Genomic DNA, 17,681 nt, shown 5'->3' with positions numbered 1-17,681 from the left:
CCACCATGAAGCATGCCGTCCGCTTGACCCTGATCACCCTGGCCCTGGGTCTGTCTGCGTGTACGGTGCGCGAGCCGGTCCAGCAGCCGCTGCCACCGGTCGAAGGCGTGCCGCCGCGCCAAGGGCCGGCGGTCACGCCATTGCCGAGTAGCAAGCCGGGTACGCAACCGAGCAAGCCAACCGCAGCGCCGAAGGCCATGCCGCGCACTTCGGCCAGCTTCGCCCCACCGCCAGGTGGTGCCAGCCATTGGGACCCGAAAATGGGCGTGTATGTGCTGGAGAAAAAACCCAACACCTTCTACCGTCAGCGCACCTATTACCGCTATGACGGCGGCTGGAGCTGGTCGCTGAGCCCAGAAGGTCCATGGCAGGAAACCGACAGCAGCGGTGTGCCGGGTGGCCTGGGTCGCGCCTTCGCGCAATAAGCATCTGCAGCACCTCTCTACCAGGGCCGGTACAGTACAGTTGAAGGGCAATTCTTCGATTGACTGTACTTGCCCCTGACCCCGCATAATCCCTCCTCGCATAGAGCCGGAGGGTGCATGAGCAAAACAGTCCTGGTACTGGTTGAAACCGTCGACGATTACCTGCCGCTGCTGGAGCAGGCGGGCTATCGACTGATTCGTGCGCCGAATGCGCAGCTGCGCGCTGCGGCCATCGCTCAGCATGCCGATGAAATCGACGCGGTGCTCACCCGCGGCCCACTTGGTCTGACTGCCAGCGAGATTCAGGCGCTGCCGAACTTGCAGATCATCTGTGTGATCGGTGCCGGCTATGAACAGGTCGATCTGACCGCCGCTGCAGCTCGTGGCATTATCGTCACCAACGGCGCCGGCGCCAACGCTGCAGCAGTCGCCGATCACTGCCTGGCCCTGCTGCTGGCCTTGTTGCGCAACATCCCCAACGCTGACGCAAGCACTCGCCGCGGTGAATGGAACCGGGTGATCAGCCCGTCGGTGTCGGGCAAGCGCCTGGGCATCATCGGCCTCGGTGCTGTTGGCCAGGCGATTGCCAAGCGCGCGTCGCTGGGCTTCGACATGCCCGTCAGCTACCACAGCCGTACACCGCGTAAAGAACTTGCCTACACCTGGTACGACAGCCCGCTGCGTCTGGCCGATGCGGTCGACGTCCTGGTGATTGCTACACCCGGCGGCGCTGCGACCCAGCATCTGGTCGACGCCGATGTGCTCAAAGCACTCGGTGCAGAGGGCTACCTGATCAATATCGCCCGCGCTAGTGTGGTCGACAGCGCCGCCTTGCTCGAGGCGCTGGAGCAGGGCTGTATCGCTGGCGCGGCACTCGATGTATTCGACGACGAACCCAACGTACCCGACGCCCTCAAGGCACTCGGCAACACCGTGCTGACCCCGCATGTGGCCGGGCAGTCGCCCGAGGCCGCACGCGATACGGTGACCCTGGTGCTGCGCAATTTGCAGGCGTTTTTTGCTGGCGAACCGGTGCTGACCCCCGTTCGCGGCTGAATTTTTTACCAAGCCAGTCATGGACAGTGGAGCTTATTGCATGCAACTCGAGATCTTTCAGGTAGACGCTTTTTCCAGCAAACCTTTCGGCGGTAACGCGGCAGCCGTGATCCCGCTGGAGCAGTGGCTGGACGATGCCACACTGCAGCGCATCGCCGAAGAGAACAACCTTTCCGAGACTGCCTACTTCGTCAAGCAAGGCGCCGGCTACCAGCTGCGGTGGTTTACCCCGGCGGTGGAAGTCGACCTGTGCGGGCACGCCACCCTGGCCTCGGCCTGGGTGTTGTTCGAGCAACTTGGCGAGCAGACTGAGGTGCTGCGCTTCAGTACCCGCAGCGGCGAGCTGCGGGTCAGCCGTGGCACTGACGGCATGCTGGAAATGGACTTTCCGGCCAAGCAGCCGCAGCCGGTAACGACCCCGCCAGGCTTGCTGGAGGCGCTCGGTCTGGACAGCGCGCGTGAGGTGTACCGCAGCGATGACTACCTGGTGGCGATTGACGACGTGTCGTTGATCGAGACCCTGCGCCCGGACTTCGCCGCGTTGGCAGCCTTCGATGTGCGCGGTATTGCGGTGACTGCGCCGGGCCGCGGTTTTGACTTCGTTACCCGCTGGTTCGGCCCTCGGGTGGGCGTCAACGAAGATCCGGTGACCGGGTCGGCGCACACTTCGCTGGCACCGTACTGGGCGCAGCGTCTGGACCAAAGCAGCCTGCGCTGCGAGCAGGGCGGTGCGCGCAAAGGCCAGTTGCACTGTGAGGTGCTGGGCAACGGCCGGGTTATCATCAGCGGCCACGGCGCGCTGTACCTCAAGGGCAGCGTGTTCATCTGAGTGCAGCGGCAGCTATCCCAAGGAGCTTCATGAACAACGAATTACAGATCACCGACCTGCTCGAAGGCGACGGCAAGGCTGTGGTCAAGGGCGCATTGATCACCACCCAGTACACCGGCTGGCTGGCCGATGGCAGCGAGTTTGATTCGTCCTGGTCGCGCGGTAAGCCGTTCCAGTGCGTGATCGGCAGCGGCCGTGTGATCAAGGGTTGGGATCAGGGTTTGATGGGCATGCGTGTCGGCGGCAAGCGCAAGCTGCAGGTGCCGGCGCACCTGGCCTACGGCGAGCGCAGCGTCGGCGCGATTCCGGTCAATTCCGACCTGACTTTCGAGATCGAATTGCTCGAAGTGCTGACCCGCGACGACTGAAACTGTAACAACTTCACCCGGCAAGTTTGCCCCGGCGAATGAATTTCGTTCACATTTCTAGGTCAAGATGATCCCGTATGCACGGCTGGCTCGCCAGCCTGTGTAGATGATCACGAAATGCAGGCACGGACGCCTTCCTTCTTTTGCCGGATGAGTCCATCGCCATGAAGTTGCTGCAGTCCTTGCGACGCCGCCATCTCTACCTCGCCACTGCGTTTGCGGCAGTCCTGGTGCCCCTGACCTATGCCGTGGTGCACAACCATGAAGAGCCAGTCGATGGCACCCAGACTCTGGTATTTCTGCGCCACGCAGAGAAGCCTGGCGAAGGTCTTGGCCAGCTGAATTGCCAGGGTCTGAATCGGGCCATCGAGTTGGCCAGTGTGCTGCCGGAGCGTTTCGGCGATGCCGATTATGTCTTCGCTGCCAACCCCTCGCGGCACGTCGAAGAGGGTAGCCAGGACCAGCGCTACAGCTACATTCGCCCGCTGATGACCATCAGCCCCAGTGCCATTCGTCTGGGTCTGCCGGTCAATATCGACTTCGGCGCCAATGACTACGACGAGTTGGCCGACGAGTTGCTGACCGACAAGTACCGCAACGCCACCGTATACACCGCCTGGTCGCACGGCTACCTGCCTGATCTGATCAATGCCGTGGCCGGCAAGGCCCTCGGTGACGAGCGAGTCATCACCGAGGACTGGAACAACGAGGATTTCGACAGTCTGTATGTGATTACCCTGACCTGGCACGACGGCAAGGCGAGCATGCTCAGCCGTAACGTGCGTCAGGGTCTGGATGGTGGCAACAAGGCCTGCCCGACCTGAGCCGGGCAGGGATGATCAGCGGCCCAGGCGCATTGGCCAGCCGACGACCTTTTTCACCCGCGGCGTAGCGTAGGTGCGTACCTTGGAGGTACTCAGGCCAAGCCGCACCAGCGACTCGGCAATGGTTACCGCGGCGCTGACACCATCCACCACCGGCACCCCGGTGCGCTGGCGAATCTGCTCGTCGAGGCCGGCCATGCCGCCGCAACCGAGGCAGATCACCTCGGCTTTGTCTTCGCGCACAGCGCGCTCGGCCTGTTCGACGATGGCGTCCACCGCCCGTTGCGGGTTCTCTTCAAGCTCCAGCACCGCCAGGCCGCTGGCGCGCACCGAGGCGCAGCGGTCATACAGCCCGGAGAGTTTCAGGCGATCTTCGATCAGCGGTACGGTGCGGTCCAGGGTGGTTACCACCGAGTAGGCGTGGCCGAGGTACATGGCGGTGCTGGCGGCGGCGTCGGTAATGTCTACTACCGGCACATCGAGCAACTCCTGCAGCCCCTCGCGGCCATGCTCGCCGTAGCCTGCCTGGATCACCGCATCATAGGGCTGGTCGTAAGCCAGCACGCGGTCCATCACGGCGATGGCCGCCAGATAACTTTCGAAATTGCCCTCCACCGACTCGGCGCCAAAGTACGGCGTCAGGCCGACGATCTCGGTGCCTGGCGCGGCGACGCTGCGGGCCTGCTCGGCAATAGCCTCGGTGATGGCTGCGGTAGTGTTGACGTTGACGATAAGAATGCGCATGCAGATTCTTCCTTGATCAATGGCTGCTGTGGTCGACGGCGATGCACTCGCCGCTGACGTCGTGGTATTGGCGATTGCGCGGAGCAATCAGCAGGTACAGCGCAGCCGCGATACCGGCACCGATCAGCCAGGAGAACGGCGCCACGCCGTGGAAGTTGGGTACCAGCGCAAGGATGATGGCCAGCAGCGCCGCCGGTGCGAAGGCCGCCATCGCCCGCCAGTTGATACCGCGGGTGTAGTGATAGGCGCCAGCCGGGTTCTCGCTGTACAGCTCAGGCACGTTGATCTGGCCTTTGCGCAGCAACCAGTAGTCGGCCATGATCACCCCGTACAGCGGGCCGAGCAGCGCGCCCAGGCCGGACAGGAAGTAGACGATCACCAGTGGGCTGTTGTAGAGGTTCCACGGCAGGATCAGTACCGCCAGCGTGGCGCTGATCAGGCCGGCGCGGCGGAAGTTCAGGTGGCGCGGGGCGAGGTTGCTCAGGACAAATGCCGGGGCGACGAAGTTGGCCATGATATTCACCGCCACGGTGACAATCAGGAACGCCAGGCAACCGAGTACCAGGAACAGCGTATTAGGGATGGTCGCAACGATCTGGGTGGGGCTGTCGATGATGTGGCCGTTGATCTTGAACTGCGCACCGCTGAGCACCACGGTGATCACCGCGAACACCAGAATGTTCACCGGCAGGCCCCAGAAGTTGCCGACGCGGATGGTCTTGCGGCACGGCGAGGAGCGGGCGAAGTCGCAGAAGTTCAGCACCAAGGTGCCGTAGATCGCCAGCCACAAGGCGCCACCGGCAAAGATATTGCGCCACATTTCGTATCCGGTCAGCGGCTCGGCCACCGACCAGGCGATGCGCGTGTCGGCCTGGAAGTACATCCAACCGGCCAGGCTCGCGACTGTCAGCAGAATCACTGGGCCGGCGAAGCCTTCATAGCGGCGCACCATTTCCATGCCGTAGGCAAGGATCACCAGCTGCACCAGCCAGATCGCGACGAAGCACACCCAGCCCAGGCTCGACAGGCCAAGGATGCTGTCTTGATCGTAAGCGGCCACCTGCGGCCAGATGGCGGTGAGCAATACCCGCAGTACCACCGAGGCGAGATAGGTCTGGATACCGAACCAGGCGATGGCGATCACGGCGCGAATCAATGCCGGCAACTGTGCGCCGTGGATGCCGAAGGCGATGCGGCTGATGACCGGAAAGGGCACACCCGTCTTCTGCCCCATGTAGCCCGACAGGTTCATGAAGAAGTACACCAGCACTGCGCCGATCGCCAGCGACAGGAGAATCTGCCAGCCACCCAGGCCGAGCGCGAACAGGCCCATGGCGAAGGAGTAGTTGGCGATGTTGTGCACATCGTTGGTCCACAGCGCGAAGATGCTGTAACCGCCCCAGCGTCGCCCCTCGAGACGGGTCGGCGCGAGGTCGCGGTTGTGCAGGCGCGGGCTGAGTTCGAGGGCCGGCGATGCGCCGGTCAAGGTTGATGGCTGGGCTGTGCTGGCGACGGATAGTTCAGGGGCAAGGTCGAGGCTGCTACTCATTCCGGCGGCTCCTGATGCGCAGGTTGCAGTGAAGGGCGAGGGTGCACGGTCTCGTCTTGTCACGGCTGAACCTTGGCATCACTGGGTTCTGGAGGCTGCGGCCTGCTTGGGGCAGGCGCTGCGCGTTGTTGTGTATTTAGGTTTTGTTCAAGTTGTATACAAAACACAAGCACAGCAAAGCCAGTTCCATGCCATCGGGTGTGCAAGTTCACAATTGACTGTTCCGTGAACTCTTTATCTAACTCTCTAACTTACTGAATTAATTTGCTTATAAATTGACTGATTGAACAAGTTAAATTTTTTACCAACTTACTTTGCTGATCAAACGGTCAAATTATCTAGTGCCGCGCGTGTAACGTCTTGGTGCTGTGCTTCCCAGAAGTGCACACAAAAATGGCACCTTAGGTGACAATCCTGTGTACAAAAAATAAGCAGCACAATCTGGCCGTGCCGGTCTGTAGGAAAGCCGCTCACTCGGCCATCGGCGGCAGGCGGCGTTTCACCGGGCTCTTCTTGATGATCGCGGTGTTGGTTTCGGCCAGGACATTGATGCGGTCTAGCAAGCTGTCCAGTTGCTCCATCGAGCGCACATGCAGGCGGGCGATAAAGCAGTCCTCGCCGGTCACCTTGTCGCACTCGGTGAACTCGGCAATCGCGATGATCTGGCGCTCGACTTCCTGCAGTTGGCCGGGCAGCGGGCGGATGCGCACAATCGCCTGCAACTGATAGCCGAAACAGCGCGGGTCGATCTCGACGGTGTAACCGCGCAACACGCCGCGCTCTTCCAGCCGGCGCAGCCGCTCGCTGACGCTGGGCGCCGAAAGCCCGCTGAACTGTGCCAGCGCCTTGAGTGAGCGGCGCGAATCCTCCATCAGGGCGGTGATCAGCAGTTGGTCGATGGCATCGGTCATAAGTACCTCGTTAGGCAAAGCGTCTGATTTGCCTTGATCGTAAAGGTGAATGGCGAGTTTTGCCTTGGTTATCCGCTGGAAGGCGGCAGCCAGCCCTCGTCATACTGTTGCCATCATCAACGGAGGTGGCCGATGGACAGTTCAATACGCCGTGGTTCGCTGGAAATGATCGTTGCCATGCTTATTTCCGGGACGATTGGCTGGTTCGTGCTGGTGTCCGGGCAACCGGTGCTGGAGGTGGTGTTCTGGCGCTGTGTGTTCGGCGCGGGGACGTTACTGGTGATCTGCGCGAGCCTGGGCCTGCTCAAGTCCGGCGTGATCAGCCGCGGCGCCGTGTTGCTGGCGATTGTCAGCGGGGTGGCCATCGTCGGTAACTGGGTGCTGCTGTTCGCCTCGTATTCGCGGGCGTCGATTGCCATCGGTACTGCGGTATACAACGTGCAGCCGTTTCTGTTGGTCGGCCTGGCGGCGGTGTTTCTCGGCGAGAAGATCACCCTGGCCAAACTGAGCTGGCTGGGGGTGGCGTTCGTCGGCATGCTGGCCATCGTCAGTGCCCATGGCAACGGCCAGAGCAGTGGCAGCGACTATCTGCTGGGGATTGCCCTGGCCCTTGGGGCGGCGTTGCTGTATGCGGTTGCGGCGTTGATCATCAAGCGCCTGAGCGGTACGCCGCCGCACTTGATCGCGCTGATCCAGGTCAGCACCGGCATCGTCCTGTTGGCGCCGTGGATCAAGCTTGGTGGGTTGCCCGCTGAACTGCCGGCGCTGGCCAGTTTGCTGACCTTGGGCATCGTCCATACCGGGCTGATGTATGTGCTGCTGTACAGCGCGATCCAGCGTCTGCCGACTGCATTGACCGGCGCGCTGTCGTTCATCTACCCGATTGCGGCGATCCTGGTCGACTGGTTCGCCTTCGGCCATCGGCTGGCGCCGTTGCAGTGGCTGGGGGTGGCGTTGATTCTGCTGGCCGCTGCCGGCATGCAACAAGGCTGGTGGTTTCGCGCCCCGGTCAAAGCGGCGCCAAGCCCATGCGACTGAGCGCAGTTGAAGCGGGTAGAATGCCCTCTTTTGATCCTCAGCGACGCGCCCATGACCTCCGTGATTGATACCCTCGAGCAGCACCTGCTCACCGCTCTCGACCCTGCTCCGTTGGAAACCCGGCGCCTGTTCCATGGCCGTGGCCGCTGCTGGGCAGGGCTTGAGCAGATCACGGTCGATTGGCTGCAGGGTGTGTTGCTGGTGGCGTTGTTCCGCGAGCCACCCGAGGGCCAGCTGGCTGAGCTCGAGGCGATGCTGCGGGCACTGGCCGAGCGCCCGTTGTGGACTGGCGAGGCGATTCTGATTCAGCACCGTTACCTGCCCGACAGCCCCGGCCAGTGGTTGCTCGGCGAGCCGGTGCAGCAGCGTGAGGTGGTCGAAGACGGCCTGACCTACCTGCTCGATCTGGGCGTGCGCCAGAACAACGGTCTGTTTCTGGACATGCGCTATGGCCGGCGCTGGGTGCGTGAGCACGCCGCTGGCAGGCGGGTACTCAATCTGTTCGCCTATACCTGCGGTTTCTCGGTGGCGGCAATCGCCAACGGCGCTGCTCAGGTGGTCAATCTGGACATGGCCAAGTCGGCGCTGTCGCGCGGGCGCGAGAACCATCGGCTCAATGGCCATGATGTGGGCCAGGTGGCGTTTCTGGGCCATGAGCTGTTCAAGTCATGGGGCAAGGTGCGCAAGTACGGGCCGTATGACCTGATCATCATCGACCCGCCGACGTTCCAGCGTGGCAGCTTTGTGCTGACCCAGGACTACGCGAAAATCCTGCGCCGCTTGCCCGAGCTACTGAGCGCAGGCGGCACGGTGCTGGCGTGTGTCAACGACCCGGCGATCGGCGCGGACTTCCTGATCCAGGGCATGGCTGAACAGGCGCCGGGCTTGCAGTTCATCGAGCGTCTGCAGAATCCACCGGAGTTTCCCGATGCTGATCCTGAGGGTGGCTTGAAGGCGCTGGTGTTCCGCCAAGTATGAGCTGCCGCCCTCGACAGCGAGGGCGACAGTGCTTGGCAGGGTTCAGGCAGGCAATGCGCGGGCCTGGGCGGGCATCGGGTAGACTTGAGCGAAAGCGACGTTGTCGGTTTGATCGACGCGCTTTTTCAGGCGTTCGTTGAAGGCCCGGCTGACCGCATACTGGCCACCGGAAATGGTCCGGAACTGCGCGGTCAGAACAAACCCGTTAAGGTCCATGCGGTCGACGCCGAACACCTGCAGCGGCCCTTGCAGGTTGATCCGCAGCAGTGGGTCTTCGCTGATCGACTTGCCCACTTCGTGAATCAACGCCAGCGACTGATCGACGTCACTGTCGTAGGTGAACTGCACCGAGAAGAACGCATAGGCAAACTGCCGCGACTGGTTGGTAACCGCCTTGATCTGGCCAAACGGCACCGAGTGGACGAAGCCCTTGCCGTCGCGCAGGCGCAGGGTGCGGATGGTCAGGCTCTCGACCGTGCCGGCGTGGCCGGAGTCGAGCACCACCCAGTCACCGATCGAGATGGTGTCTTCGATCAGGATGAACAGCCCGGTGATCACATCCTGCACCAACTGCTGCGAACCAAAGCCGATGGCCAGGCCAATTACCCCGGCACCGGCCAGCAGCGGCGCAACGTTGATGCCCAGATTGGCCATGGTGGTGATGGTGCAGATCACTACCAGGATCACTTTCACCGCATTACGCAGCATCGGCAGGATGGTGCGCACGCGAGTGCTGGGCTGGCGCGAGCTGCGCTTGCCGACGGGTGGCTTCAGCGCCTCTTGAATGGCGGTGTCGAGCACCACCCACAGCAGCCAGGTCACCAGCAGGATCAGGCCGATACTTGAAAGCGAGTTACTGATGGCCTGGCCGAGGCGGTTGCTCAGGGCGAAGTCGATCACCGAGAAACCCCAGATGCGCCCGAGCAGCTCGATAAAGGTAATCGCCATGGCGATGCGCAACAGCGCATGGGCGAGGCTGCGTAGCAGCTCCTTGTAGGGGCGGATCTTCTGCTGCGTATCAACCTTGCGTGACGCCAGCAGGTGTTGCAGCAGGGTGCTGAGGAACAGCGTGGCCACCAGCAGCACGGTGGTCAGCAGGGCATTCTGCAGGGCTTTCTGGCTCTCTTCACCGGCACCGATCAGGTTGATCGCCGAGACCAGAATCATCATCAGGATCGGCAGATACCACAGCTTGGAGAAGATCCGCAGAGTCTCCTGCACCGCACGGTGATGCAGGCGGTCGTGCAGGTCGCGGTTGCGGATCAGGTGACCCACCGGCCGGCGCAACCGCAGGACCAGGCTGGCGAAGATGAAGGTGGCGAACAGGCCGGTGATCACGGCGATGCTGGCGGTGATATTGCCGCCAACCTGGCGAGCGATCTGCGGGCTGGTCAGCGCGTCACTCCAGGCGGCGAGAAAGCCGATCATGAATAACGCACGCGGTGCCATCTGCCTGATGACGGCGACGGCAGGGCGTTTGTGGCCTGCATCGAACAGGGTGATCAGGCACAGGATGATCGAAGTCGAGAACAGGCCGCTGCTGGTCGCGTAGGCCAGGCTCAGGCCGAGTGCGCGGGCAATCGACGGGTCGAGAAAGCGGCTGGCGTACAGCGTCAGCGGCAAGCTCACGAGGGCCGGCAAGGTATAGGGCAGCAAGTACCCCAGCAAGCCACGCAGGCGCTTGCGCCGTTGCAGCAGCGCGGTGCGCGCGCAGCGGGCGGCGAGCCAGCGGCCGAGCAGGCTGAGCAGCGAGAAGCTGGCGGCCCAGGCTACCGTCAGCAAGACAAAATTGCCGATCAGTTGCAGGCCGTCGCGACCCGAGTGGCGGTCGACCAGGCGCTCCACCTCTTTGCTGGCGCGGTCGGTGCGCAGGCGCCAGGTGTCCAGCACATGGGCATCGAGGTCGAGGTCTTTGGCTGCACTGTCGAGGCCATCGGCCAGGGCACCCAGCAAGCCACCCTGCAACACCGGAGCAGGTTCTTCGGCGGGAGCTTCGGCAGGCGCGGGGTCAGCTGCGTAGAGTGGGGTGCTCAGCAACAGGCTGAGAAGTAGCGGGGTTAGCAAGCGCAGCACTGGAGTACTCCTTGGGCCGTGGCGGGCGTGGGGGTTACTCAAGGAACTGATTGCCGAAGGCGAGGGAAGTTCGAAGCAATCCGGGCCATGGCCTGGCCCGGACTGCTCTGGCAAGGGTCAGTCGATCACTGGCCGGTGTAGATCTGGTCGAAAACGCCACCGTCGTTGAAGTGGGTCTTCTGCACGGTGCGCCAGTCACCAAAGGTCTTCTCTACCGAGAGGAAGTCGACTTTCGGGAAGCGGTCGGTGTACTTGGCCAGTATCGCTGGATCACGCGGGCGCAGGTAGTTGTTGGCAGCGATTTCCTGGCCTTGTGGCGACCACAGGTACTTCAGGTATTCTTCGGCGGCGGCGCGGGTGCCCTTCTTGTCGACCACCTTGTCAACCACGGTGACCGGCGGCTCGGCTTCGGCCGATACGCTTGGGTAGACCACTTCGAACTGATCGCGACCGAATTCGCGAGCGATCATCTCAGCTTCGTTTTCAAAGGTGACCAGCACGTCGCCCATCTGGTTGGTCATGAACGTGGTGGTAGCCGCCCGGCCACCGGTGTCGAGCACTGGCGCCTGCTTGAACAGCTTGCCGACAAAGTCCTTGGCCTTGTTTTCGTCGCCGCCGTTTTTCAGCACGTAGCCCCAGGCCGAGAGGTAGGTGTAACGGCCGTTACCGGAGGTCTTGGGGTTGGGCACGATCACCTGGACGCCGTCCTTGAGCAGGTCAGGCCAGTCTTTCAGCGCTTTCGGGTTGCCCTTGCGCACGATGAACACGGTGGCCGAGGTGAACGGCGCGCTGTTGTTCGGCAGGCGCGTGACCCAGTTGTCCGGGACCAGCTTGCCGTTGTCGACCAGGGCATTGATGTCGGTCGCCATGTTCATGGTGATGACGTCAGCCGGCAGGCCATCGATCACCGAGCGCGCTTGCTTGCTCGAACCGCCGAAGGACATCTGCAGGTTGATCTTCTCTTTGTGCTCGGCTTCCCAGTGCTTCTGGAAGGCGGCGTTGTAGTCCTTGTAGAAATCGCGCATCACGTCATAGGAAACGTTGAGCAGCGTCGGCGCGGCCTGGGCCAGATTGCCCAGGGTCAAGCCTGCGGCGAGCAGCGAGGCGGTAAACAGTTTTTTCACGACGCGATCCTTGTTCTTGAAACAGTTAATGGCAGAGTGCCTGCGACTATAGCGGGTGTTTCCCAAGCGTTTAAAGAACGAAATACGCTTTGGTTATTCCTTCTTGGGGAACAGCGCATTGCCGCAGCGCGAGCAGAACGCAGCGCCGTGCTCATGGCTGTTTTTACGGCAGGTCGGGCAGTCGTGCTGGAGTTGTTCCCCGCGCATGGCGTTGGCCAGTTCAGCGGTGAAGATGCCGGTTGGCACGGCGATGATCGAGTAACCGGTGATCATCACCAGTGACGACAGCACCTGGCCTAGCGGCGTCTTCGGCACGATATCGCCAAAGCCCACGGTGGTCAGGGTGACGATCGCCCAGTAGATGCCTTTGGGGATGCTGGTGAAGCCATGCTCGGGCCCTTCGACCACGTACATCAAGGTGCCGAACACGGTCACCAGAGTCGATACGCTGACCAGAAACACGATGATCTTCTGCTTGCTGCCGCGCAGCGCGCTCATCAGGTAGTTGGCCTGCTTGAGGTACGGACTCAACTTGAGCACGCGGAAAATCCGCAGCATGCGGATCACGCGGATGATCAGCAGGTACTGAGCGTCGCTGTAATACAAGGCGATGATGCCCGGCACGATGGCCAGCAGATCGACCAGGCCGTAGAAGCTGAAGGCATAGCGCAGCGGCTTGGGCGAGCAGTACAGGCGGGTCAGGTATTCAGCGAGAAAGATCGCCGTAAAGCCCCACTCGATGGCGGCGAGCAGGCCTGAATAGTTCTGGTGAACCTCATCGATACTGTCGAGGATCACCACCACCAGGCTGGCCAGAATGATCAGCAGCAGGGCCTTGTCGAAGCGTCTGCCAGCGGTGGTGTCGGATTGAAAAACCAGAATGTAGAGCCGCTCGCGCAGGCTCGCCGGGGAGTTCATGGGGCGCGTTCCATTATGCAATGGGCAGAGCCTAGGGCTTGCCCCTCAGCTGTGCAAGCGGCGCGGTTTACCGCCCGCCAGCCCGCGCGGCAGGCGGCTGCCCAGGTGCAGCAACCAGCAGGCGGCCACAAACGGCGCGGTCAAGGCGGCCACCGGCAGCAGGTTGAACAGCGGTTGCAAGGCGATGGCCAGGATGATCGCCAGCAGCGGCAGCCACGGCCGTTCGCGCTGGCCGCAAAAGGCCAGTGCCGCCAGCGCGGCATTGAAACCGAGCAAGCCCATCCCGGCGCTGTGGACATCGCCCATGAGCAGCGCAACGCAGGCGCCCAGGCCTGAGCCGAACAAGGCCCAGAGTGCAGCGCTGCGATTGGAAAGGAACAAACCGATGGCAATCAGCAGCCCCGCCAGCGGCTGCTCCAGCAGAAACACCTGGCCCAGGCCACGCGCCAGTGCCTGCAGAGGCTCGGCACTGACCGCTGTGCCGGCGGCAGACGGTTGCGCTGCCAATAGCGCGGCCCAGCCGAGCAGCACGAACGGTGCGGTATAGGCCGGCAGCAGGCAGGCGCCGCGTTTGCGCCATTGATGGACGAGGATGCTCGACAGGCCACTGGCGGCGATGATCAGCGGCGGCAGAATCACTGACCATGGCAACACTGCGCTGAACAGGATGCCGATCAGCACGCCGTTGTAGCTGTACAGGCCGGCCTGGCGATCAGCCCGGTCGTAGCCGCGCCGCTGCGCCGTGAGCAACCCTGCCAGCGCGCCCAGCAGGGCACCACCGACCAACTGCGGGGCGGTCAGGAGGATGGCGAGCAAACAACACAGGCCGCACAGCGGGCTACGCTGCAGCAGCACCTGGCTGAAGCCGTTGAGAAGCGCCGTGGCCCAATCGGGGCACGGGGTGACGAAATTTTGTGTGTACATGGGCAGTCAGTAGGTTGAAGTTGGCGGTGGGCCTCTTTGGGCCTCGGTTCCGCGGTTGGTCTTTTGGGCCGCTCTGCGGCCTTCGCGGGTGAACCCGCTCCCACAGGGTTTTGTGTGGGAGCGGGCTTGCCGGGACGCCGGACCGCCACGAAGGCTGCAAAGCAGCCCAATACGGTCCTAGATCAAAGTCTCGATGCGCAGCGTGTTGGTCGTGCCCGGCTTGCCAAACGGCACACCGGCGGTGATCAGCAGCGTATCGCCGATGCTGGCCATGCCTTGCGCCTGGGCAATTTCCAGCGCGGTCGAGCAGATTTCGTCGACCTGGCGCAGGCGGTCGTTGACCACCGAGTGCACGCCCCAGGTCACGCTCAGGCGGCGCGCCGTCACCAGATTCGGCGTCAGGTTGAGGATCGGTGCCCGTGGCCGTTCGCGCGCGGCGCGCAGGGTCGAGGCCCCGGACTCGCTGTAGTTGACCAGCACCGCCACCGGCAGAATGCCGCTGATACGGCGGATTGCGCAGCTGATCGCATCCGAGGTGGTGGCCTCGGCTTTTGGCCGGCCTACGTCGAGCTGTGCCTGGTAATCCGGACCGTTTTCGACCTGGCGGATGATCTTGCTCATCATCTGCACGGCTTCCAGTGGGTAGTCGCCGGAGGCGGTTTCGGCCGACAGCATCACCGCATCGGCGCCTTCGGCGACCGCGTTGGCGACGTCGGTGACTTCGGCGCGGGTTGGCGCAGGCGAGAAGCGCATCGACTCGAGCATCTGCGTTGCCACCACCACCGGGCGGCCGAGCTGGCGACAGGTGTTGATGATGTGCTTCTGGATCTGCGGCACGCTCTCGGCGGGGACTTCCACGCCCAGATCGCCACGCGCAACCATGATTGCGTCGGACAGTTCGGCGATGGCCTGCAGCTGGTCGACCGCCGACGGCTTCTCGATCTTGGCCATGAGGTAAGCGCGGTCGCCGATCAGCTCGCGCGCTTCGATGATGTCCTCAGGGCGCTGCACGAACGACAGCGCCACCCAGTCCACCCCAAGCTCCAGACCGAAGGCTAGGTCGCGGCGGTCTTTCTCGGTCAGCGGGCTCAACTCGAGCACCGCCTGCGGCACGTTGACACCCTTGCGGTCGGACAGCTCGCCGCCGGCCAGCACTTGGGTATCGATGGCGTCGTCATGCTTGGCAGTCACGCGCAGGCGCAGTTTGCCGTCGTCGAGCAGCAAGTCCATGCCTGGCTGCAATGCAGCGATGATTTCCGGGTGCGGCAGGTTGACCCGGTGGCTGTCGCCCGGGGTGCTGTCCAGGTCCAGGCGCAGGGCCTGGCCACGCTGCAGCTGGATCTTGCCTTCGGCAAAGCGACCGACGCGCAGCTTGGGTCCTTGCAGGTCCATAAGGATGCCCAGCGGGTAGTTCAGCTGTTGCTCGACTTCGCGGATCCACTGATAGCGCAGGGCGTGGTCGGCGTGCTCGCCGTGGCTGAAGTTGAGGCGAAAGATATTCACCCCGGCTTCGACCAGCTGGCGTACATCGTCGATGCCGTTGATGGCAGGGCCGAGGGTGGCGAGGATTTTGACTTTTTTATCAGGCGTCATGATTGGGCAGTCTCGAGAATCAGAATGGCGCGGAAGTCGTTGACGTTGGTACGGGTCGGCTCGGTTACGATCAGGGCGTCGAGCGCGGCGAAGTAGCCGTAGCCATTGTTGTTGTCCAGCTCATCGCTGGCCGAAAGCCCCAGGGCAGCGGCGCGGGCATAGCTGGCCGGGGCCATGCTCGCGCCGGCATTGTCTTCCGAGCCATCGATGCCGTCGGTGTCGCCGGCCAGGGCATACACGCCCGGCAGACCTTTGAGGTTTTCGGTGAGGCTGAGCAAAAATTCCGCATTGCGCCCGCCACGGCCATTGCCGCGCACGGTCACGGTGGTTTCACCGCCGGAGAGAATCACGCAGGGCGCCTTCAGCGGCTGGCCGTGCTGGACGATTTGTCGAGCGATGCCGGCATGCACCTTGGCCACCTCGCGCGACTCGCCTTCAAGGTCACCGAGGATCAGCGGGCTGAAGCCGGCCTGGCGGGCTTTCACGGCTGCCGCCTCCAGCGACTGCTGGGGGCTGGCGATCAATTGGAAGTGGCTGCGGGCCAGGGCCGGGTCGTCGGCTTTGACGGTTTCCGAAGCCGGGTTGTTGAGCCAGTCGATGACCGCTTGCGGCGCTTCGATGTTGTAGCGTTTGAGGATCGCCAGCGCTTGCGCCGACGTGCTCGGATCGGCCACCGTCGGGCCGGAGGCGATCACTGTGGCGAGGTCGCCGGGCACATCGGAAATGGCATAGGTGTACAGCGTGGCCGGCCAGCAGGCCTTGGCCAGGCGGCCGCCCTTGATCGCCGAGAGGTGCTTGCGCACGCAGTTCATCTCGCCGATGGTCGCGCCTGACTTGAGCAGGGCCTTGTTGATCTGTTGCTTGTCGGCCAGGGACAGGCCTGCAGCTGGCAGGGCGAGCAGGGCAGAGCCGCCGCCAGACAGCAGGCAGATCACCCGGTCGCTTTCAGTGAGGTTGCTGACCAGCTCCAGCACGCGCTTGGCCACGGCCAGGCCGGCGGCATCGGGAACAGGATGGGCAGCTTCGACCACTTCGATTTTCTGGCAGCTGGCGCCGTGCCCATAGCGGGTCACAACCAGCCCGGAGACTTCACCTTGCCAGGCTTTTTCGACCACTTCGGCCATGGCTGCGGCGGCCTTGCCGGCGCCGATGACGATGACCCGGCCGCTACGGTCGGCGGGTAGGTAGGCTTCGAGGACCTGGCTTGGGTGGGCGGCGGCGATGGCTGTCTCGAACAGCTCGCGCAGAAATTGTTGCGGATCGACCGACATGGCAGGCTCCCAAAATTCTTGTTGTTATGCGTAATAAAAAACGCCCCCGGAACGACCTCCGTGCAGGCTGAACCAGGGGCGGGTGTTGCTCGGTTGCGGGTCAGAGACCCCTGGGGGCTGCGTCGCAAACCCCCGGATTCAAATCAATTCAGATCACTTCTCGTCGCGAATAGAGAAATTGGCCATGTGCTCCAGGCCCTTGATCAATGCCGAGTGGTCCCAGTTGCCGCCACCCAGTGCTACGCAAGTGCTGAACACTTGCTGCGCGTTGGAAGTGTTCGGCAGGTTGATGCCCAGCTCCTTGGCGCCTTGCAGGGCCAGGTTCAGGTCCTTCTGGTGCAGGTTGATGCGGAAGCCTGGATCGAAGGTTCCTTTGATCATGCGCTCGGCATGCACTTCAAGAATCTTCGACGAAGCGAAACCGCCCATGAGTGCTTCACGCACCTTGGCTGGGTCCGCGCCGTTCTTGGCAGCGAACAGCAGCGCCTCGCCAACTGCCTGGATGTTCAGCGCGACGATGATCTGGTTGGCGACCTTGGCGGTCTGGCCGTCACCGTTACCGCCGACGCGGGTGATGTTCTTGCCCATCAATTCGAACAGCGGCAGGGTGCGCTCGAAGGCTTTCGGGCAGCCACCGACCATGATGCTCAGCGTGGCCGCCTTGGCGCCCACTTCGCCGCCGGACACCGGGGCGTCCAGGTAGGCCGCGCCAGTGGCCTTGATTTTCTCGGCAAAGGCTTTGGTCGCGGTTGGCGAGATCGAGCTCATGTCGATGACGATCTTGTTCGGGCCAACACCTTCGGCAACGCCGTTTTCACCGAACAGGACAGCTTCGACCTGCGGGGTATCCGGGACCATGACGATGATGAATTCAGCTTCCTGAGCCACTTCCTTTGGATTGGCCAGGGCCACGGCGCCAGCGGCGATCAGGTCAGCCGGTGCTGCGTCGTGATGGGTCGAAACGAACAGGCTGTGACCTGCTTTTTGCAGGTTTTGGGCCATGGGCTTGCCCATGATGCCAGTGCCGATAAAACCGATTTTAGCCATGAGAGATAC

General features: G+C 62.8%; 17 protein-coding genes. 7 read left to right on the top strand and 10 right to left on the bottom strand.

All coding sequences use genetic code 11. From position 1 onward, the window contains the following. The first annotated feature begins 5 nt into the window (after window positions 1–5). The 5 genes from FW789_RS11140 to FW789_RS11120 all read left to right on the top strand — a co-directional run bounded on the left by FW789_RS11140 (window position 6) and on the right by FW789_RS11120 (window position 3,502). Window positions 6–425: a hypothetical protein gene (locus tag FW789_RS11140; protein ID WP_103436675.1), complete on the top strand. Its 420-nt coding sequence runs from the start codon at window positions 6–8 to the stop codon at window positions 423–425. A 117-nt stretch (window positions 426–542) separates the two neighbouring features. Continuing rightward, window positions 543–1,481 carry a 2-hydroxyacid dehydrogenase gene (locus FW789_RS11135; protein ID WP_446431453.1) on the top strand — a complete coding sequence of 313 codons (939 nt, stop codon included), beginning with the start codon at window positions 543–545 and terminating at the stop codon, window positions 1,479–1,481. Window positions 1,482–1,521: 40 nt separating this feature from the next. Continuing rightward, the gene (locus tag FW789_RS11130) at window positions 1,522–2,310 is read left to right on the top strand and encodes a PhzF family phenazine biosynthesis protein (RefSeq protein ID WP_103436677.1); all 789 of its coding nucleotides are present in this window, start codon (window positions 1,522–1,524) and stop codon (window positions 2,308–2,310) included. Between the two features lie 29 nt (window positions 2,311–2,339). Then, window positions 2,340–2,678 (top strand): FKBP-type peptidyl-prolyl cis-trans isomerase, encoded by a 339-nt coding sequence (locus FW789_RS11125; RefSeq protein WP_101317938.1) that lies wholly within the window; start codon window positions 2,340–2,342, stop codon window positions 2,676–2,678. A 164-nt stretch (window positions 2,679–2,842) separates the two neighbouring features. Then, complete coding sequence (locus tag FW789_RS11120) at window positions 2,843–3,502, top strand: histidine phosphatase family protein (RefSeq protein WP_207072659.1); 660 nt, start codon at window positions 2,843–2,845, stop codon at window positions 3,500–3,502. A 15-nt stretch (window positions 3,503–3,517) separates the two neighbouring features. Here the strand turns inward: FW789_RS11120 and FW789_RS11115 are convergent, their stop codons facing one another. From FW789_RS11115 to FW789_RS11105, 3 genes are all read right to left on the bottom strand, one after another. Next, window positions 3,518–4,246, bottom strand: a complete 729-nt coding sequence (locus tag FW789_RS11115; RefSeq protein ID WP_101317942.1) for an aspartate/glutamate racemase family protein — start codon at window positions 4,244–4,246, stop codon at window positions 3,518–3,520. A 16-nt stretch (window positions 4,247–4,262) separates the two neighbouring features. After that, complete coding sequence (locus tag FW789_RS11110; RefSeq protein WP_101317944.1) at window positions 4,263–5,795, bottom strand: NCS1 family nucleobase:cation symporter-1; 1,533 nt, start codon at window positions 5,793–5,795, stop codon at window positions 4,263–4,265. Window positions 5,796–6,265: 470 nt separating this feature from the next. Beyond that, window positions 6,266–6,706 (bottom strand): Lrp/AsnC family transcriptional regulator, encoded by a 441-nt coding sequence (locus FW789_RS11105; protein ID WP_411561981.1) that lies wholly within the window; start codon window positions 6,704–6,706, stop codon window positions 6,266–6,268. Window positions 6,707–6,838: 132 nt separating this feature from the next. Between FW789_RS11105 and FW789_RS11100 the strand changes: the two genes are divergently transcribed. Then, window positions 6,839–7,744 (top strand): DMT family transporter, encoded by a 906-nt coding sequence (locus FW789_RS11100; protein ID WP_446431452.1) that lies wholly within the window; start codon window positions 6,839–6,841, stop codon window positions 7,742–7,744. 51 nt (window positions 7,745–7,795) lie between these two features. Beyond that, complete coding sequence (locus FW789_RS11095) at window positions 7,796–8,722, top strand: class I SAM-dependent methyltransferase (protein ID WP_446431451.1); 927 nt, start codon at window positions 7,796–7,798, stop codon at window positions 8,720–8,722. A gap of 42 nt (window positions 8,723–8,764) precedes the next feature. On the opposite strand, the gene FW789_RS11090 is transcribed toward FW789_RS11095, so the two are convergent. The 7 genes from FW789_RS11090 to FW789_RS11060 form a co-directional block, all read right to left on the bottom strand. Beyond that, window positions 8,765–10,795 carry a mechanosensitive ion channel domain-containing protein gene (locus FW789_RS11090; RefSeq protein WP_207072664.1) on the bottom strand — a complete coding sequence of 677 codons (2,031 nt, stop codon included), beginning with the start codon at window positions 10,793–10,795 and terminating at the stop codon, window positions 8,765–8,767. A gap of 125 nt (window positions 10,796–10,920) precedes the next feature. Next, window positions 10,921–11,919 carry a sulfate ABC transporter substrate-binding protein gene (locus FW789_RS11085; RefSeq protein ID WP_446431450.1) on the bottom strand — a complete coding sequence of 333 codons (999 nt, stop codon included), beginning with the start codon at window positions 11,917–11,919 and terminating at the stop codon, window positions 10,921–10,923. Window positions 11,920–12,012: 93 nt separating this feature from the next. Continuing rightward, a complete protein-coding gene (locus tag FW789_RS11080) occupies window positions 12,013–12,837 on the bottom strand; it encodes an ion transporter (RefSeq protein ID WP_411563549.1) in 825 nt (274 codons plus the stop codon). A 45-nt stretch (window positions 12,838–12,882) separates the two neighbouring features. Beyond that, window positions 12,883–13,761: an urea transporter gene (locus FW789_RS11075; protein WP_103436685.1), complete on the bottom strand. Its 879-nt coding sequence runs from the start codon at window positions 13,759–13,761 to the stop codon at window positions 12,883–12,885. Window positions 13,762–13,938: 177 nt separating this feature from the next. After that, window positions 13,939–15,354, bottom strand: a complete 1,416-nt coding sequence (pyk, locus tag FW789_RS11070; RefSeq protein ID WP_186698686.1) for a pyruvate kinase — start codon at window positions 15,352–15,354, stop codon at window positions 13,939–13,941. Next, complete coding sequence (locus FW789_RS11065) at window positions 15,351–16,625, bottom strand: glycerate kinase type-2 family protein (protein WP_446431449.1); 1,275 nt, start codon at window positions 16,623–16,625, stop codon at window positions 15,351–15,353. Before FW789_RS11065 ends, pyk begins: the two co-directional genes overlap by 4 nt. 153 nt (window positions 16,626–16,778) lie before the next feature. After that, entirely contained in the window at window positions 16,779–17,672 is an 894-nt protein-coding gene (locus FW789_RS11060) for a 2-hydroxy-3-oxopropionate reductase (protein ID WP_101317964.1), read from the bottom strand. Window positions 17,673–17,681: the final 9 nt, after the last annotated feature.

Source organism: Pseudomonas sp. 1121_17 (assembly GCF_052850745.1).
The sequence above is the reverse complement of the archived record's forward strand: the minus strand, read 5'-3'. Positions and strand labels throughout refer to the sequence as shown.

Excerpts from the sequence above, each read along its gene's own strand:
- FW789_RS11065 (WP_446431449.1), bottom strand. The coding sequence starts at position 16,625 with ATGTCGGTCGATCCGCAACAATTTCTGCGCGAGCTGTTCGAGACAGCC.
- FW789_RS11135 (WP_446431453.1), top strand. The coding sequence starts at position 543 with ATGAGCAAAACAGTCCTGGTACTGGTTGAAACCGTCGACGATTACCTG.
- FW789_RS11075 (WP_103436685.1), bottom strand. The coding sequence starts at position 13,761 with ATGTACACACAAAATTTCGTCACCCCGTGCCCCGATTGGGCCACGGCG.
- FW789_RS11125 (WP_101317938.1), top strand. The coding sequence starts at position 2,340 with ATGAACAACGAATTACAGATCACCGACCTGCTCGAAGGCGACGGCAAG.
- FW789_RS11095 (WP_446431451.1), top strand. The coding sequence starts at position 7,796 with ATGACCTCCGTGATTGATACCCTCGAGCAGCACCTGCTCACCGCTCTC.
- FW789_RS11080 (WP_411563549.1), bottom strand. The coding sequence starts at position 12,837 with ATGAACTCCCCGGCGAGCCTGCGCGAGCGGCTCTACATTCTGGTTTTT.
- FW789_RS11115 (WP_101317942.1), bottom strand. The coding sequence starts at position 4,246 with ATGCGCATTCTTATCGTCAACGTCAACACTACCGCAGCCATCACCGAG.
- FW789_RS11105 (WP_411561981.1), bottom strand. The coding sequence starts at position 6,706 with ATGACCGATGCCATCGACCAACTGCTGATCACCGCCCTGATGGAGGAT.
- FW789_RS11130 (WP_103436677.1), top strand. The coding sequence starts at position 1,522 with ATGCAACTCGAGATCTTTCAGGTAGACGCTTTTTCCAGCAAACCTTTC.
- pyk (WP_186698686.1), bottom strand. The coding sequence starts at position 15,354 with ATGACGCCTGATAAAAAAGTCAAAATCCTCGCCACCCTCGGCCCTGCC.
- FW789_RS11140 (WP_103436675.1), top strand. The coding sequence starts at position 6 with ATGAAGCATGCCGTCCGCTTGACCCTGATCACCCTGGCCCTGGGTCTG.
- FW789_RS11100 (WP_446431452.1), top strand. The coding sequence starts at position 6,839 with ATGGACAGTTCAATACGCCGTGGTTCGCTGGAAATGATCGTTGCCATG.
- FW789_RS11110 (WP_101317944.1), bottom strand. The coding sequence starts at position 5,795 with ATGAGTAGCAGCCTCGACCTTGCCCCTGAACTATCCGTCGCCAGCACA.
- FW789_RS11060 (WP_101317964.1), bottom strand. The coding sequence starts at position 17,672 with ATGGCTAAAATCGGTTTTATCGGCACTGGCATCATGGGCAAGCCCATG.
- FW789_RS11120 (WP_207072659.1), top strand. The coding sequence starts at position 2,843 with ATGAAGTTGCTGCAGTCCTTGCGACGCCGCCATCTCTACCTCGCCACT.